At 44.6% G+C, this 16,276-nt stretch carries 10 protein-coding genes and 1 tRNA gene; 4 read left to right on the top strand and 7 right to left on the bottom strand.

Annotated elements, in window-relative coordinates:
• Positions 1 to 2: 2 nt before the first annotated feature.
• From M0R30_RS06685 to M0R30_RS06665, 5 genes are all read right to left on the bottom strand, one after another.
• Entirely contained in the window at positions 3 to 3,434 is a 3,432-nt protein-coding gene (locus M0R30_RS06685; protein WP_292545025.1) for a hypothetical protein, read from the bottom strand.
• 364 nt (positions 3,435 to 3,798) lie between these two features.
• Positions 3,799 to 5,151 (bottom strand): phosphoglucosamine mutase, encoded by a 1,353-nt coding sequence (glmM, locus tag M0R30_RS06680; protein WP_292545432.1) that lies wholly within the window; start codon positions 5,149 to 5,151, stop codon positions 3,799 to 3,801.
• Positions 5,152 to 5,191: 40 nt separating this feature from the next.
• Entirely contained in the window at positions 5,192 to 5,605 is a 414-nt protein-coding gene (gene mobB / locus M0R30_RS06675) for a molybdopterin-guanine dinucleotide biosynthesis protein B (RefSeq protein ID WP_292545022.1), read from the bottom strand.
• Between the two features lie 12 nt (positions 5,606 to 5,617).
• Entirely contained in the window at positions 5,618 to 6,373 is a 756-nt protein-coding gene (locus M0R30_RS06670; protein WP_292545019.1) for a DUF5806 family protein, read from the bottom strand.
• A 258-nt stretch (positions 6,374 to 6,631) separates the two neighbouring features.
• The gene (locus M0R30_RS06665) at positions 6,632 to 6,988 is read right to left on the bottom strand and encodes a helix-turn-helix domain-containing protein (RefSeq protein WP_292545016.1); all 357 of its coding nucleotides are present in this window, start codon (positions 6,986 to 6,988) and stop codon (positions 6,632 to 6,634) included.
• Positions 6,989 to 9,273: 2,285 nt separating this feature from the next.
• Here M0R30_RS06665 and xerA point away from each other — a divergent pair.
• From xerA to M0R30_RS06645, 4 genes are all read left to right on the top strand, one after another.
• On the top strand, positions 9,274 to 10,194 hold the full coding sequence (gene xerA, locus M0R30_RS06660) for a site-specific tyrosine recombinase/integron integrase (RefSeq protein WP_292545013.1): 921 nt from the start codon (positions 9,274 to 9,276) through the stop codon (positions 10,192 to 10,194).
• A 1,208-nt stretch (positions 10,195 to 11,402) separates the two neighbouring features.
• Positions 11,403 to 11,867: a hypothetical protein gene (locus M0R30_RS06655; RefSeq protein ID WP_292545010.1), complete on the top strand. Its 465-nt coding sequence runs from the start codon at positions 11,403 to 11,405 to the stop codon at positions 11,865 to 11,867.
• 196 nt (positions 11,868 to 12,063) lie between these two features.
• Positions 12,064 to 12,136, top strand: a tRNA-Gln gene (locus tag M0R30_RS06650).
• 384 nt (positions 12,137 to 12,520) lie between these two features.
• A complete protein-coding gene (locus M0R30_RS06645) occupies positions 12,521 to 12,703 on the top strand; it encodes a hypothetical protein (RefSeq protein WP_292545008.1) in 183 nt (60 codons plus the stop codon).
• 291 nt (positions 12,704 to 12,994) lie between these two features.
• On the opposite strand, the gene M0R30_RS06640 is transcribed toward M0R30_RS06645, so the two are convergent.
• Together M0R30_RS06640 and M0R30_RS06635 are read right to left on the bottom strand one after the other, a co-directional pair.
• Positions 12,995 to 14,008, bottom strand: coding sequence for a BMP family ABC transporter substrate-binding protein (locus M0R30_RS06640; protein ID WP_292545004.1), 1,014 nt, complete (start codon positions 14,006 to 14,008; stop codon positions 12,995 to 12,997).
• Complete coding sequence (locus M0R30_RS06635) at positions 14,005 to 16,089, bottom strand: C13 family peptidase (protein WP_292545002.1); 2,085 nt, start codon at positions 16,087 to 16,089, stop codon at positions 14,005 to 14,007. Before M0R30_RS06635 ends, M0R30_RS06640 begins: the two co-directional genes overlap by 4 nt.
• Positions 16,090 to 16,276: the final 187 nt, after the last annotated feature.

Below are 16,276 nucleotides of genomic sequence, written 5' to 3'. Positions count from 1 at the left end.
TATTACATTCTCTGCATAATCTTGATCGCAAGACCCAGCTCGTCGAACACTTCATCCCGTGATGAAGACTGGCGGATATTGGTTGCAGCATCAATGGCAAGATCGAGAATTTCCTGGGCGGTCTGTTCACAACCGGCTGCAAATATTTTCAATGCGATATCGCACATGACAAATGATCTCCGGGTCAGTGGCCGGATAATCCGGGCCTCTTTTATTGAATTCTGGAGCATCTTCCGGGAGAGTTTTTCCTGTCCCTTCTTTTTAAAGTAAATGGAAAGGTAACAGAAAAAGACTGCCTCTTTTCCCCGGTCTGCCACGGTCCTCACCAGTCGTTCCAGCGCAGCGACATGGTTCGGATGAATGCCCTCACTCACCATCCGTTCTGAAAGCGATTTGATTTTCACAAACTGTGGAGTGATTTCATACATCTCCGTATATCCCAGCTGTTCAAGACGGTAAAACCGGGTCTCGTCATCATCGATGGATTTGGTGATCTGGATCGCATGCGCAAGCATCTTTTTATCATGGTTTTTCTGATATACCACGGTATAGATTTCTGCGATATTATTTCGAATCGTGTCGGCTATTGACTGGATATTGATCTTTTTAGTAAGTGTTTCTGTTTTTTTAAGAAGGTTGAAAGGCAGTTCGTTATCCGCATTCTGCATGGTAAGCGGGATGATGTTCAGGAGCACAGATGCCTTTTCGTAGGGTGATGTGATCTTTTCAGCAGCGTCTTCCATGAATTTGATAAGTTCCCTGCAACGGACCTTCTCCTGCCGGACCATATTGTGAACAGAGATGAGGGAGTTGACATATTCCACGGGCTCGGTGATTTTTTGAACGATCTGCACTGCGATTGTATACCATTTGGTATCCGGGTTAATCGTATTCAGTCTCACAATCGCATGCACTATCTGGCGCCGGGTCGTCGCATCTTTGTCAAATTCAATGGTATCAATCTGGTTTATCGCTTGCATCAGGTATTTTTCTGCAATCGTCAGATCTATCTGGCTGTAGGATGATGCAAGGTATGTGTGGACAAGGACTTTCTGATATCCTGATGTAAGGATATCCAGATGATCCACGACATCTTCAAGAACCTGACTCGCATAATCGGATTTCCGTAACCAGATTAGCAGGTCGGCCAGATCGCATAATCCCGTGAGCCGGGTATAGGGATCATTTACCATCTGCAGAATGCGATGGATTAACCCGATAGTGCGGGGGGTTGAATTTGCGAGGTCATTCCTTTTGAGAAGGAATGCCATCGTCTCGTATGGATCGGTAGAATTCGGATGCGAAATCTCATCATTCAGGTTTGAAATGATCCGGGACATCATTGCATCCCTCTCATAGGAATTTTCTATCTCCACGGCAAACATCGCGAGAGGCACGATGTAATCCAGGTTGTTACTTGTCCGGGAATATGAAATGATAATATCGATAATTCCTGCAATTTTAAGAGAAATCTGGGGGGATTTCACATTATTTTTTATAATCCCCAGACCCCGCTCAAATGGCAGGAATCTCGTTGAATAATCTTTACTATCTGAAGGTGTGTGCTGATTTTTAAGGAGTATGCATCCGATTTTTACAAAACACTCAGCGATTCGTTCGAACAATTGCGTTTTCAGTGACGGGTCATTGATCTCTTCTGCGATGAGATATGCTTCTTCAAGGGCATCACAGGACTGCTTGTCAATGGCATATTTTATTACACCGTCAATGATGTTTGCCATTGCATAAGAAACGAGGTCTTTTTCAAGCAGTGAATTACTCCAGACTTTCATCCTGAGAAGCAGGTCAAGATCGCCCTGCTGGGCAGCAAGGATCGATGCCTCATCGATGATGCTGCTCAGGGCTGCAGAGCGGGTGTTCTGACCATCAATTTCACAGGTCAGACCAACCGCTCTCTGGAGGAAATCCCGGTTTTTGGTTCTCACACCGATTTTTGCAATCTTAATGACAATATTCGATATTGCCCGCTCTTTGAGTGCCTGTTCCCGTATGGATTCGGCAAATTTTATGAGGATGCTGGGATCATTCGAATCAAGGAAACCCCGGTCTACCAGTATGGTGATACTCTCTAAAATGAGGTGATCCTGTTTTGGGTGAAGCAGGATGAGATTCCGGATCGAAAGGATGTGCGAGACCAGATCTTTGGATGAGCAATCCTTGCACACATCGATGATCGCCCGGTAGATCGCGTTATTCACCACATCTGCATTCAGTTTTAAGAGGATGTTGTGATGGATGAGGGGAATGCTGTCATTGAGAATTCCCTCTTTTAACAATTGGATCAGGCAATCGGAATACGAAGATTGGCTCTCTGATTCCTGGTTGATTTTTCCGAATATACTGAGTGCGAAACTGAAGTTGCCTGAAGAAAGCATGATTTGAGAGAACTGGAGATAAATCCGGGACATTACAACGGGGTTGCAGTGCTTATTAAGAACCGGAATCAGATCGATGAGGACCTGCATGTCATTGGAGGTACTGGCGACAGAGATCCCGGCACGGACCATCTCACGTACAGGAAATTCATCGCCATCGGTGATATGCTGTTGGAGATCCATTGCTGTGGACAAAAACCAGAGATCTCCTGATCGCTCGGCTTTTTTTAACAGATCGATAACGATAGTACCGGTAACATCAGGCTGATCCTGGCACAATTGTTCAAGAATGGTGATGATCTGGGTTTTATCCCTCACTCTCTCGAGGAGTTGTTCAGTCAACGCACTGATGATCTCCAGGTATGCATCATGGGAACTCTTGTTAAAATTGCTCAAGAACTGCGGGATATCCGCCATCTCTTTTCCGAAAACGGATTTGGCACCCTTTCCGATGATCTCGGAAATACAGTCCTGTCGCCGCATTTTCTGGTGTATGTTAGTTGCACTCTGAATGCTGTCAAAGAAGAGAGTGCGGTTTTTTTCCAGAATTGCAACTGTAGCCAGTGCCTTTGCAAGTTCCGCATGTAGGACCGCCCGTTTTGAAATATCTCCGATCTCTTCGATTAAAAAGAGCGACGTATTGAGAAGTTTCTGGTTGCGGGTTGTGATTGCCCAGACGATCAGGAGAGGGATAATATCGATCATTATCTCGGACCGGTATTTTCGGAAACTGATGCGATCCAGTATTATCATTCCCTGATCGATGAGGTTTGGAGCGGCCCCGGATACACCGGCATCAATAAGGTCCCGGGCAATCGATGCAAATACCCTGGACTGACTGCTTTTTTTATCAATTTTTTCAGATAACAAAAAAACAGATTCGAGCCACCGGTTATCTTTCGTAGCTATGTATTGCTGGATAATACGTGAGAATAATTCGTCGGTTTCAGTGCTTTGGATCTCCTGCAGCGCCAGAAGGAGTGACGGATTGTTACTTTTTAGTGATGTATCAATGATGATCTTGTTGATATCCGTCACAATGTTTTTCCGGGCACGGCGACCCTGCAGATTTTCAATACCTGTGATGACCGACTCCAGGGATTTCCAGTCCTCTGGAGTTAGTACCTTTTGTATGTCTTGGAATATCTCTGCGGATCGAACCATTATTTATCACAGGTGGTAATTTACTAATTGGTAAACTCAATTTGACTGATGTATTTAATAAAATTTACGATAATGTATTCGCGTAAATTTTTTATATTTGGGTATAATAAGCCGAATTTATTGTTAGATTCCAAAATGGGGGGAAAATTTTTTGATAAACCTGAATATATGCGATTACAGGCTCTCGTTTTCCGGTGTATTGAAAAAAGAAAAAAAACATCCGTATATGGTAGACCACTTACTTTTCAAGGATCGGATTGATGTGTTTTTTTATTTCCTCAAAGAACTCACTCGCATTTTCTCTGGTATCGGAATCGACAATGATTCGAATGATGGGTTCAGTCCCTGAGGCACGGATAAGCGCCCAAGAGGAATCCTTATAAATTTTCACCCCATCGGTCTCATCAAGCATTTCACGGGGATACACTGTTTTTATCAATTCAAGGATTTTGTCTCCTTCCTTTGTTGCAATTTTATCTTTGATAATAACGCGTCTGGGAAGACCGTCGATGAGTTCTGAAAGTTTTTTCCCGGTTGACTTGAGGAGCGACACCATCATCGCCGCAGTCATGCCCCCATCACGACAGAACTGGTGGTCGGGAAAGATCAGACCCCCGTTTCCTTCACCCCCGAAGACAACTGGTTTTCTCTGTTCCAGAAGCAAGCGCATTGTCCGGGCAACGTAAATACTCCCGACTGGTGTATATTCTATTGAACAATTTTCCTGTTTTACTACGGTTTCTACAACCTGACCTGTACTGACGGGAGTGACAACGACTCCTCTTTTATTATGGCAGATGTGTTGTGCAATCAGAGCAAATTGCTGGTTTTCTTCAACAAATTTTCCTCTTTCATCAATGAATACCGCGCGATCTGCATCGCCGTCATGGGCAACACCGAATACGGCACCACTGCTCGTGACCAGTGCAGCACAGTTTTTCAATCCTTCCGCAGAAGGTTCCGGTAACCGGCCGGGAAATGTCCCATCCATTATTCCATTGATCGTGATTACTTTGCACCCTAATTCCGTAAGAATTCGTGGCGTTGTAAGGCATGCCGGACCGGACCCCGGATCAGCAACAACAATCATGCCTGTCCCGATTTTACCGGGAAAATGGTCGGTTATTGCTTTGATGTACTGCTCAATACGCTCCGGAGACTGGATCTCTGTTCCGGTCTTGTCCCACGGCTCGGTTGAAAAGGATCGATCGAATATCAGCTCTTCCAGCTTTATTGTCTCCTCGTCTCCCATTTCCGTCCCGTCCGGCTCGATAATCTTGACACCATTGTATTCGGGAGGATTATGGGATGCTGTGATCATTGCCCCCCCATCGAACTGCCCTTTGACAATATACTGGAGTGCGGGGGTGGGAAGGACTCCGCAATCTACAACATCACAGCCGGTGGCAAGAAGCCCGGATTTAATTGCTTTTACAAACATTTCACCGGATGTGCGGGTATCCCGCCCAACTGCAATGCGACCTTTACGCATTGTACCAAGAGACTGACCAATGGCAACAACAAGTTCCGGCGTGAGGTCTTTTCCAACAACCCCCCGAACACCATTCGTCCCAAACAATCGTTTCTGCATTTTTTTTACTGCCATACGCGGTACCACTTCTGTATTTCATTTATTTAAAATCGTCAAAGAGATGGAGTGATCGTATCACTTCGTCCGGAGTTGGATTGGACATCACACAACGATCGATCTCAAGGTTTCCAATCACGATCTTTGCATAGGACCGTTGCTTGTATCCCTCAATAACTGTGAAATGCATCCCTCTTTCGGCATAAAAATGCAATGTCCCATCAAGATCAGTGCTTTGGATTACCGATACGGTTTTCTTTACATCGATCCCCGTTGTGATATCCGCACCGGCTTCATAAAACTGGGTTGTGTCTTTCTCCGCTTCGAGGACAAACTCATGATCACCGAGATGTTTGATCACGCCGACCGGACCAATTTTTTTAAGTTCGGGGATCAGTTTTCTGATAAAAGTGGTTTTACCCGAATTTGACCTGCCTGCAACCTGGATAATTTTCATAATGATAATTCCTCACCACGGGTGATCTTTTGTGACCGGAAAATCGCGAGGATCCGGTTCAGCAGGTTCTTCCGATGCCGGGATTGTCTGTGGAAGTTGCGGGTTGTCTGCGGGATTCCTGTATGGGGTGATCTCATTAACAGGAGTATCGTCTTTCGGTTCGCTACCTGAATGAGTAATTGTATTATCAATGACTTGGGAATCATCATGTTCCGCAGGAGTATCCGGAAGTGTATCCTGTGGCTTTTCGGGCATGCTCCCATCCTCATTTCGCGCCTGAAGGATGGTCTTTGCTGCTTCCCCCACACTTCTCATCACTTTTGTGATACGGTCTTCGACATCGATCTCTTCGTCAATATCCAGTGTTGTGCCTTCAACTTCCAGGAGGAACCGCGATACCTCGCTGGCCTCAAAAAGAAGGTCGTCAAGTTCATCGGTAGTAAAAAAACCACACATTGCACCATAGAAGAAGGTAGCACTGGCTTTACGAACCTTTCTTTTAAAAGAATTCCTTGCCTGGTTTACGGCCTGGGGTGTGTAGGTGTCCTCCATAAACGGAACCAGTTCCGGCAGGTGCTTTCCGATAAATGTCATTTCAGCACCACCTGATGTTCGAAAATCTGTACACAGCCTTGCAAGGGCCCATTCACGTGCCGTAATGTATGTTCTCTTTCGCAGGAACTGGTTCACTTTCCGATAGGTGGCACCATCGACTTTTTTGAATTTTTTATACTTGTTGATTTCCTGTCGTATGTCTGTATCGTCCACGAGCAAACACCCGTACCTGTTGATGTTATTCTGTCCGGTGAAATTATTTCAGAATTGGTTCATTTTTTGAATATTGTGTATAGCAGTATGTGGTTTATTATTTATAAAATAACCATGGTTTTCACTCATTTTTCAGGAGAGAAACCAATATATCTCATACCTGTCTGATAAAAAGCTAAAAAGAAAAAGATCAACGGGATATTTGATCTTCATGATTTCAAGAGTCTGTGAATTCCTGAAGACCCAGTGAGGAACTATTCATTTTGGGTTTTTCTCTCCCATAATTTCTTGGATATAGTGTTTCATTCTTGCCTGGGGGGATGAATCCAGAATAATCGGATTCTGGGTATGTTTCTCTTTTTGTTTTGCCAGTTGCTGTGCATTGTTTGGTTCCCCCGCGCTCTTTTTTAATGAGTCTGTATGCTGTGTCAACCGGGTGTTACTGTTACTCACAATAAAGGAATCAAGTGCCGTTTTTGGTATTCTCCAGGCACGGTAGGATATTTTTGTTCCCTGGAGCCTGCCTGATCGAAGCCAGAGATGGACTGTTTTTTGGTGAACCCCAAGTATCTCAGCCACTTGCCTTGGGGTCAGCATCTGGGTGTCATCAACCATGGTATAACATTACCAATGATTCCCTTTGTTTATAATCTTTCATCACGGAATGGTTTTGATTTGGTGATGTTGGGGTGACTTGTGAAAGGGTCTCTCCGGTTTGACACTGGTGTGTTTCCGGTCCGATGAACGTTGACTGTTCTGATATCTGGTACGTGTTTCGGGAAGTATCTCTCTCGATAGGGATGTGCTATTCAAGGGGCATATGAGTAATCTGTTTTGGATCCTCAATTTCCCGCTTTTATGTATAGCATCATATGGTTTATTGTAAGATCGCCCAGATTGATAATCTTGTTATTATAAAAAATATTTCAGGCGTTTTTTCGGAAATGCGGTCCAATTTATCCACGAAATCGCCATTTCCAGAAAATAGATTTGGTGTACTGATTTGATGGGCCTGATAAGGCAATTCAACCTTTTTTACTCCCGCGTGATTTTTCCTTGTGAAATTGTTTCTTCCGGCTCTGTTTTTCAGGAAAATAGTTAGTAAAATCATAGAATAGGCCTTACATACGACTTCGCATGATCATATGCTACGACATAAAGAATATCAAAAAATCAGAATGGCTCTCAATTTTGGAGAACGTCTGTAATCTGGCCTTTTTGGGATTTAATCCGAATACTGTATTTTTTGTATCGCGAATTGCAGACTTATTATTCTGATCCTGATTCTGATTCGATTATCTGAAGACGGGTGTTATCCAGGAGTGGATAAATATTATCAAATCTTCTTTTAGTCAGCTAATAAGCTCAACTAATCCGTGAACCAAATTAACCGGGTTACGATGTTTCAATATCTGGTCGTCGTATTTTTATGATGAATTTGAGCGTAGCATTTGGATGATTGTAAATTTCCAGATATTTCGGATAATTTGAATTATGGTGTATTTTTACCGAATTTGAATAATCTTAATTTGCAGCATTCACCGGATTTCGATCAGGATTACCAATTTATAACGTAAAATCTCTAATCAAAATTCAAATTTGATGTTTCCATTTCATTGAAAAATCCTTTTTTACAGAAAAATGAAGAGAATTTCATCGTAAATAATGCAAATTGGATAAATCTTGATTTTCAAATTGATAGAATAATTATCGATAGAAATTGTGAAAATATTAAAACAAAATGAATCAAAAATAATTAATATTTTTTTTAACCACGAATTAAATTAGATATTCAAAATAATGGATTTCCAATTTTTATGATAGGGAATGGAAAACAATTGGTAAATCAGGGAACAAGTTATGATTTACTTCGAAGGGCCCTATAAAAATAGTGAATTTGATCTGTTTCCATTAACTTAGTAAATATTAGATAAACATCAATGAACTCTGGCAATGGATCCTCACAAATTTTATTGTTTTTCAGACAATCAATCAGGTTAACCAATATACCGACTGCATTTACCACGCAATATCATCCGACAGCTCCATGCGAGAAACAATTGATTTAATGAGGCCGATTGGAATTAATCCTAAATCGGGGTAAATCATGAGAAATAAGGGTCTTTAAATTCATACAGAAAATTCCCCCTTCTTGAATAATGTTCCCCATCATTAAAGGTTACATTTTTTGCGTCTCAATCTTGCACTTACCTTGAGTGATTTTAAGATATTTCAGATAAAATGTTCACTCATTTCAGAGAGGAAATAATGTAAATATCACACCATATCGTGATCTGAAAATTACTTGGGAATCTTTTAATTGCATGATACCTGGTTACGATTTTGAAAGTTATTGACTGCCTGTCAAATTTTTCCAATCAACGGCGATCATTGTTCTTCATTAAGGTTTTTTTTGTTTCCAATCACTGGAATCGGTCTGATAAACAACACATGATTCTCTGCATCTGTTGATGAATTCTGTTTGGTGATGTGATACTCTTAAACACCTGTAAGATCTTTCTCTCAATTTTAATCCCATTAGCTTCACGGTCTAGAAAACCACCCTGGTTTTCTCCGTCTGTAAACCTCCGTATCGCGGTTCCAGCGGCATTTCTCCATGGTTGAAGGGTAATTGGCCCTACAAATGAAAAGAGACACTGTTTTAATTTGGAAAAAAGGTTCTTGTTGATCCAATTTTCATATAAAATCTGGTCAGATACATGAAAGATAGCGGATTGACGGGTCATAGATTGTATCGAGAATCGTGAAAATGATCAACCCTCTACTGTCGGATATCTTAAAACTGCTCAAAAATCTGCGGAGATATCGCGATTTCCGACTTGCGGAGAATAGGTATTCTGCGCAAACCTTTATTTATTTGAGATAAAATAGAATAGAGCATGGAAAGCGGGTATTTTTCGGAGTGGCTCAAAAGTTACCGGAACTACCTTCGCATGAGAAATTATTCACCCCGTACGCTTGACAGCTATGAGCAGGTCATCAAACATTTCGGGTATTATGTCTGGCTTAGGCGAAATACGGATGTGACAAAGCTCGTTTTCTACTGGAAAGACTTTGAAAAGGCACGGCTGGACACTCCCGTCGATGTGACTCCGGTCATCATCAATGATTTTCTTTCTTTCGTATCATCGATGCAGACGTACAAACCCAAGACGTTTCACCGGATGATCTCGACCCTGAGTTCCTTTTACCGCTTCCTGTATACCCAGGGAATTGTCAATGCAAATCCCATCACCGGGATTGATCGCCCCCGAATAAAGCAGCAGGATATAAAATACTTAAAGCACAACCAGGTGCTCCGTTTAATCGATTCTATCGATGATCCCCGTGACAAACTTATTGTCAGAACCATCTATGCGACGGGCGTCCGTGTGTCCGAACTGTGTAACATGAACATCGGGGACATCGATTTTGATGAGCATACCATCAGGATCCGCGGGAAAGGGGACAAGATCCGCCTTGTTTTTGTCGATGAAGACACCCTTGCCGATATCCTGAAATTCATTGGAACCCGCATTACGGGCCCGTTATTTGTTGGCCAGCAGGGCAAACACATCTCATCCCGGGCAATCCAACATATCTTTAAGCATTATGCCCCGTCGGGGATCACCCCCCATAAGATCCGTCACAGTTACGCAAGCGAACTGTACCGGCGCTCGAAAAACCTGAGAGTGGTGCAGGAAAACCTTGGTCACACATCCATCAAGACCACGGAGATTTACCTGCACACGGATATCGACGAACGCCGCCAGGTATACCAGCAGTATTTCCCTCTTTCCGGGTCGAATGAAGGGGCCTGATTTTTTATTATCTCTTCTAATAAACTGTATGATGCTATACATAAAAGGCATATTTATATATCCAGTTTTCTCCCTTGAATACCCCAATTTGTCATATTATGTTCCGGGTGGTGGATGTAACTTTTTTCAAGAAATGGATGTAATGGTAATGTTCGGTATTGAATAGTCCACCAGATCTTACGCTGAGTGGAATCGGTGATATGGGTGTGCATTCTTCAGATCAATTGTCTCTCGTATCGGGCGGTCTGAAGATATTGCGTGGTAGATGCATTCGGTTATATGGTCAACCTGGTTGATTGTCTGGAAAACAGCAGAATTTAAGAGGATCCATTGCCATGGTTTAATGATTTTAATTCAATATTCACTCAGTGAATTGAAAAAGATTGAGTTCCTAATTCTCATGGAACTTCCGAAGTAATTTAAAGATTTTCCTGAATTTATCAATTGTTTTCAATTCCACTTCATAAAAATTTAGAAATCCATAATTTTTAATATCTAATTTAATTCGTGGTTAAACAAAGATATTAATTATTCTGATTCATTTTATTTTAATTTCTTCAAAATTTTTATCGATAATTATTCTATCAATTTGAAAATCAAGATTTATCAAATCCATTGCTTTTAAGAAGAAAATCTCATCTTTTTTCTGCAAAAATCGAATTTTTTTAATTAAATGGAATCATCAAATCTAATCGATGAATTGAATTTTTACGTCATAAATTGATAATCCTGATCAAAATCGGGTAAATACTGCAAATCAGGATTATTCAAATTTTACCAAATTTACGAAGGAAAATTAAGTAATCTGAAGCATTTGAAAAATTGTTCTCTAACATCGGTAATTTGAGGTATTTTCCAAAAAGATATAATCTGGAAAATTCCAAGCAAATTGAAAGGCATACTTTTTATGTTAGAGAATAGTATTTTTCCCAAATAAATCTATTTTTTCTAATTTCAGAATTAAAACAAATTATATTGAAAAAAATGGATATCCAAATTACTTCGTAATTATCTTATAAATTTGAACGAAATATTTTTGAATTCAATCATTTCAAAATTTTCCTGTTTCGTTCAGTAAATATGCATAAATCTCACCACGTGAACCTCCGGAAAACGGATTCCCCCTTCAATAAATCAACACAAAAAACAGATTGGATTCATACCACAATTCTTTTTTGCCGGCCTGTTGACATAATGAAGGAGTACTCATGGCACGGGAAAAGAAAAGAAAATATGAAAAAATTGACGACGCGGAAATAGATCTTGTCACCCAATGTACTGACAGCCATGAATTCTACGAGCGCTACCGGGAAGCCTTTCCAACCCGAAAGAAAGGGATTGACAGTATCAGCAAGATCTGGAAACGCCGCAGTGAATTCATCAAGAAACAACAGGGCACTTCGCAGGATCCCGAACCGGGCATCCACGCAAGCCAGGAACTTGAACTCCTCATCAGTACCCAGAACAAGCTCTTGGCTGAGATGTCCGGTATCATGAAGGAACAGCTCAAGGTCACTAAGGAAATCCTGGCCCGGTACCCTAAACAGATCCAGAAATCTGAGGAACCCCCGCTTCATCCCCAGAAGCACGTGGAGACTAAAGTACCTGAACATAAAGAACCGGTAAAAAAGGCCAGCTCGGAAAAACCTGCAGACATCATGATCGGGTCCTGAACGAGCAACGTCCGTCGTATCGCAACCTTGTTCAGAACGATTCGTGCACCATAAACGAACTCGCACAGGTTTCGTGGACCGGTCCCTCCCATTTTCTCATCAGCTGCTGCTGATGTGATTTTAATATCTCCCACGCTAAAATCAATAGAACAAATTTTCTTTTAAGGAAATTTGTCAAGTGAATTAACCAATATTCACCCCCGTAGTGTAGCGGTCAATCATGTCGGATTTTGGATCCGGCGACACCAGTCCGAATCTGGTCGGGGGTATTCCGAAGGGAATTCTGGCAATTTATATCTTTTTTCCAAAATAAGGCTCAAATTAATCGCTTTTATTAAATAATGATACTTTGAGCATGCCGATTTTTCCCGGAAAATAGGGAATGGGAAGAACGAGCAGGGGAAGAAGGTCTTTCTGGTTCCTTGTTCATCGCGATGGCCGGGCGGGTGTCCGCTGGAATCGGGGACGCAAGCACCAAATCAGAGCCCCCCGATGCGCCGGTGATCCCAGTCTCCCCGGGCAACGATGCTTATGGCTGAATTCATCGGAGAACATCCCTTTTAGTCTCCATACATACACGGTTCGGGATATCCTTGTCATCTATTTATCCCATCCCAAGATTGATCCTCTCTGAACGCACAGGAGAGGATCACATGACCGGACCCCAGCAATCCGACGCCCTGAAAAAACTCGTCATCTTCATGATAGCGCTTGCAATCCTCGGCACAATCATCGCACTTGCCTGGTATTTCGCCATTGACCTCCCAATACAGCAGGCTGCGGCGCTTAATGTGCCAGAGAACGCAACGTGTAAACCTATGTGCATAGGTTATTGAGGAAACCGGGCAGTCCTTAAACTTTTTTCTTTTCATTCCATGAGGGATTTTCCCACGCGATTACCATCTCATCTCTTTCATTTTTGAAATTGATCAACAATCCCCCGGGTATTATTAACAAAAAAAATTCCTCAAAAAAATATTGTAGACCTTCACCCCAATCAGACCGTATCGATAGGTTCCTGATGAGGTTTGTTCATATTGTCGCAATCCTCAAAAACCATCGCCGGGCCGGCTCATGCAGTTTATGGTCTGCGTATCAGTTGACAGAAGTAATGTTGTGGTCCCGGATTATTTCTGCACCGACAGGGCCCGTGACCGGAGATATTTCGCTTCTTCTTCCTGTGCTTTTGCGTCCCATGCTCGGACCGTGCTGTTATAGTGCTCAAACTTCGGGTTGAACGAAAGACCGGTCACCCCTTCTTTGAGACCGGCGACCTCGTCACCCCCGGTGAATGAACCGTTTATGTATTTTGCAATACCGGTATACACGACCCGGTCCACATGCTTCACGGCAGAAGCAAGGACCACCCCGGGGCCAAGATAGGTCTGGTCGGAATCCACACCGATGATATACCGTCCCGGTGCTTTTTTTGCCTCGCGGATCACCCCGATGTTGGAGTAGCCGGCAACCGCGTATACCACATCCGCACCGTTGGCATACATCCCGCCGGAAATTTCTGCGGCACGGTCCGTGTCATAAAACCCGGTCGTTGAATTATCCCGTACATACGCCTGGTCAACGGGAATTGTCGGACTGACGGCATGGACCCCATCGACATATCCCAGACGGAATGCTTCGAGCAGCGTTGATTGTGTGCCAAGAACGATCCCGACCCTGCCGGTCTTTGTGGCAGATGCCGCAAGCACTCCTGCAAGATAACTTTCACCATAGGACGTGATCTCGTATGCCCGGACATTGCCAGAGCCGATGCCGGTCTGATCGATGGCAAGGAACCGGATATCCGGATGTTCTGTTGCAAGTGCCTGGGTGAAACCGGCTTTGTCATATCCAAGCGTGATGACAAAACCGGGCTTTTCAGCGGCTGTCCCGGTGAGCAACCGGGAAAAGTTCACCGGAGTGGACATACTATATTCCCGCTTGGTAAACTGCATATCCTCCTGTGCGGCAAAAAGGCCCCGGTAGGCACTGTCTGTGTAGGACAGATCTCCCTTATCCGAATGATAGATAATATAAACAACCGGCCGTGTGGGTTCGTGTGGGACCACAACCATTGCCACAATAATTGCAAGAACGGCAATGATCGCTACAATGGCACCGATGATGAGATACTTCCGGTTCATGGTTTTAAGAACTCCATGACCGGTTGATCGATACTGACATTTCCCGTTGTTATCATGCGGACGTGCGATCCGGTCACTTTCTCATAGGCCGCCGTGTAGAGTTGCCGGAACGTGATATCGCGGTTCGACTGGAGCAGGCTCATAATGCGTGAGGTGAACTCATCTGACAACCACTGCTTAATGTCCATATCATAGACCGCCCCCAGCGATGGTTCGTTGTATGCCGCTCCCGTGAGATAGATGATGCCGGGTGCGGTTGCGTTCATTGCAACACTCTCACCAAAACAGGTGTCAACCACAAAGACGAGCTGCCGGTACTGTTGGTTCCGGTTCATCGAATCGGTAACATTGGTAAAATCGTCCGTTGTAAAAAGTTCATCTGACTGGAACGCGATCCCTCCCGGTGAGCCGTGGCTTGCGATATATACGAACACATCGGTACTCACATTGCTTTCAAGTACAACGGGAGTTGACGCGATCTTTGTGCCGGTCAGGACATTTTTCAGCGTGGCCGCCGTTACCTGTGAACCGGCATAATCCACGTCCGCACCGGGACGAATATTTTTCCCTTTGGGAATATTGTGTACATCTCCCTTGAGTGGATTTTCCGGAGCGGTGGGAACATCGTCATAGACCATCAGGATGATGTGATCATCGGGAACCCCGTTCTCCCGCAATAGGGTGTAGACGGTCAGGGCATCTGCCTGGTGCCGGTAATTTTTCCATCCGCCCGATGGCCCGACAATGACTGCCCGGAAATCCGTCTTGGTGACCGAGGGTACGTAGGTATCCGAGCCGGAAGGTACAAAGGACATGAGGCTTGCGGAAGCCGTGGTTCGTGCAACCGATTCACCGGCTGCACTATTGACACCGGTCTTTGCCGAGCCGATTGTCTCGACGGTCCGGAAATCACCGTCTTCAACAATCCAGTGGGAGTAATATGTGACAAGCGGATCAACCCCGAACTCCGTGTCATAGTCGAGAGGGCCGCTGGCGCCGGAGATGGCCGGGGTCTCGCCGGCCCGGATCGCTGCCAGCGCCTCATGCGACCCCTGCGCATCCCAGCCGGTTGGGGTGCCGTTTCCATAGACGACTTTCCGGAGAGAGTCGGCCGGTGATTCAAAGAGGCTCGCATCCTGCCGGGCTGAGGTATAAGCGGCGAGCAGGAGGGCATCATAGGTCGGCGCTGCATAATCGGTAGGGGGATGCCCGAACTTTTCCTGATAGGCAACGGTGAACCCGGTCGTGAGGTCGGCTGTCGGAGACGTTCCCTCAAGGCCTTCTGCGGCAGCACCGAGCAATTGTATCAGGACCGGGGAGACCGAACCATCGGCAAGGAAAAGTTTTGCCGGGGATCCCGAGCGATCGACTGCCCGCTTGATGGTGGCCGCATCGGAGGGCTCGCAGATTGCGATGAGATAATCCGGATTCGTTTTCAGTGCGTCAGCGACATCGTTATCGAGACTGCTGCTGCCCGTGTCGAACTGGTTAATTGAAACAAGTTCGAGGCAGTATTCAGTTGAAAAGAATCCGGTCCAGTCATAAAACGTGTCCCCCCACGTCGTGTTCGCCGCGAGCAGGGCAACTTTTTTCGCTCCCTTTCCTTTCAGGACCGAGAGGATCATCTTTACCTGTGCCACATCACCCTGGCAGGTCCGCCAGAAATATCCTTTTTTGCCGAATGCCCGGATGATGTCCCCGGAAGTGGCTTCCGGGCTGATTAAGAGTTTTTCCCGGGTGATAAATGCCGGTGCAAGTGCGTAGACATGGTCGCTTGCCTGGGGTCCGATAACAATCTGGATGGTGGGATCGTCCAGCAGTTCCTCTGCGAGCTGCGTCATGTTACCCTTACCGGTATCCTTATACACGAGTTCGATCGGTCGCCCGCCAATACCGCCTTCCCGGTTAATATTGTCCTTTGCCCATTCGAGCGGTTCCTTAAGATCGATATCACCGGTCACGGGAATGAGGACGCCGATCCGTACCGGGGTGTTTGCATGGATTATCGTATACCCGGCCCAGGCCCCGGCAGCAAGGATAAGGAGGATGAGAGCAATGAGCCCGAGCGTTTTCTTGTTCATGGATATCACTGTTGTCCGGAGGATGGACCGGGTAGTCTGGCATGAGTGCCTGCTTTTTTTTCGTATACCAATAGATGGGAAAACGGGAATGATAAGGATAGTTATCCAGTGCATTCCTATCAGGGGGACAAAGGCGAAATACCTTAAATCCCACAATGCATAAATTCCCGCCCGGGGGAGTCTTTTA

This window comes from Methanoregula sp. (assembly GCF_023227875.1).
In the GTDB taxonomy this organism is placed as follows: Archaea; Halobacteriota; Methanomicrobia; order Methanomicrobiales; family Methanospirillaceae; genus Methanoregula.
The sequence above is the reverse complement of the archived record's forward strand: the minus strand, read 5'-3'. Positions and strand labels throughout refer to the sequence as shown.

What these genes read in the sequence shown, in the direction of transcription:
- glmM (WP_292545432.1), bottom strand. Translation starts at nt 5,151, where the DNA reads ATGCAGAAACGATTGTTTGGGACGAATGGTGTTCGGGGGGTTGTTGGA.
- mobB (WP_292545022.1), bottom strand. Translation starts at nt 5,605, where the DNA reads ATGAAAATTATCCAGGTTGCAGGCAGGTCAAATTCGGGTAAAACCACT.
- M0R30_RS06665 (WP_292545016.1), bottom strand. Translation starts at nt 6,988, where the DNA reads ATGGTTGATGACACCCAGATGCTGACCCCAAGGCAAGTGGCTGAGATA.
- xerA (WP_292545013.1), top strand. Translation starts at nt 9,274, where the DNA reads ATGGAAAGCGGGTATTTTTCGGAGTGGCTCAAAAGTTACCGGAACTAC.
- M0R30_RS06655 (WP_292545010.1), top strand. Translation starts at nt 11,403, where the DNA reads ATGGCACGGGAAAAGAAAAGAAAATATGAAAAAATTGACGACGCGGAA.
- M0R30_RS06645 (WP_292545008.1), top strand. Translation starts at nt 12,521, where the DNA reads ATGACCGGACCCCAGCAATCCGACGCCCTGAAAAAACTCGTCATCTTC.
- M0R30_RS06640 (WP_292545004.1), bottom strand. Translation starts at nt 14,008, where the DNA reads ATGAACCGGAAGTATCTCATCATCGGTGCCATTGTAGCGATCATTGCC.
- M0R30_RS06635 (WP_292545002.1), bottom strand. Translation starts at nt 16,089, where the DNA reads ATGAACAAGAAAACGCTCGGGCTCATTGCTCTCATCCTCCTTATCCTT.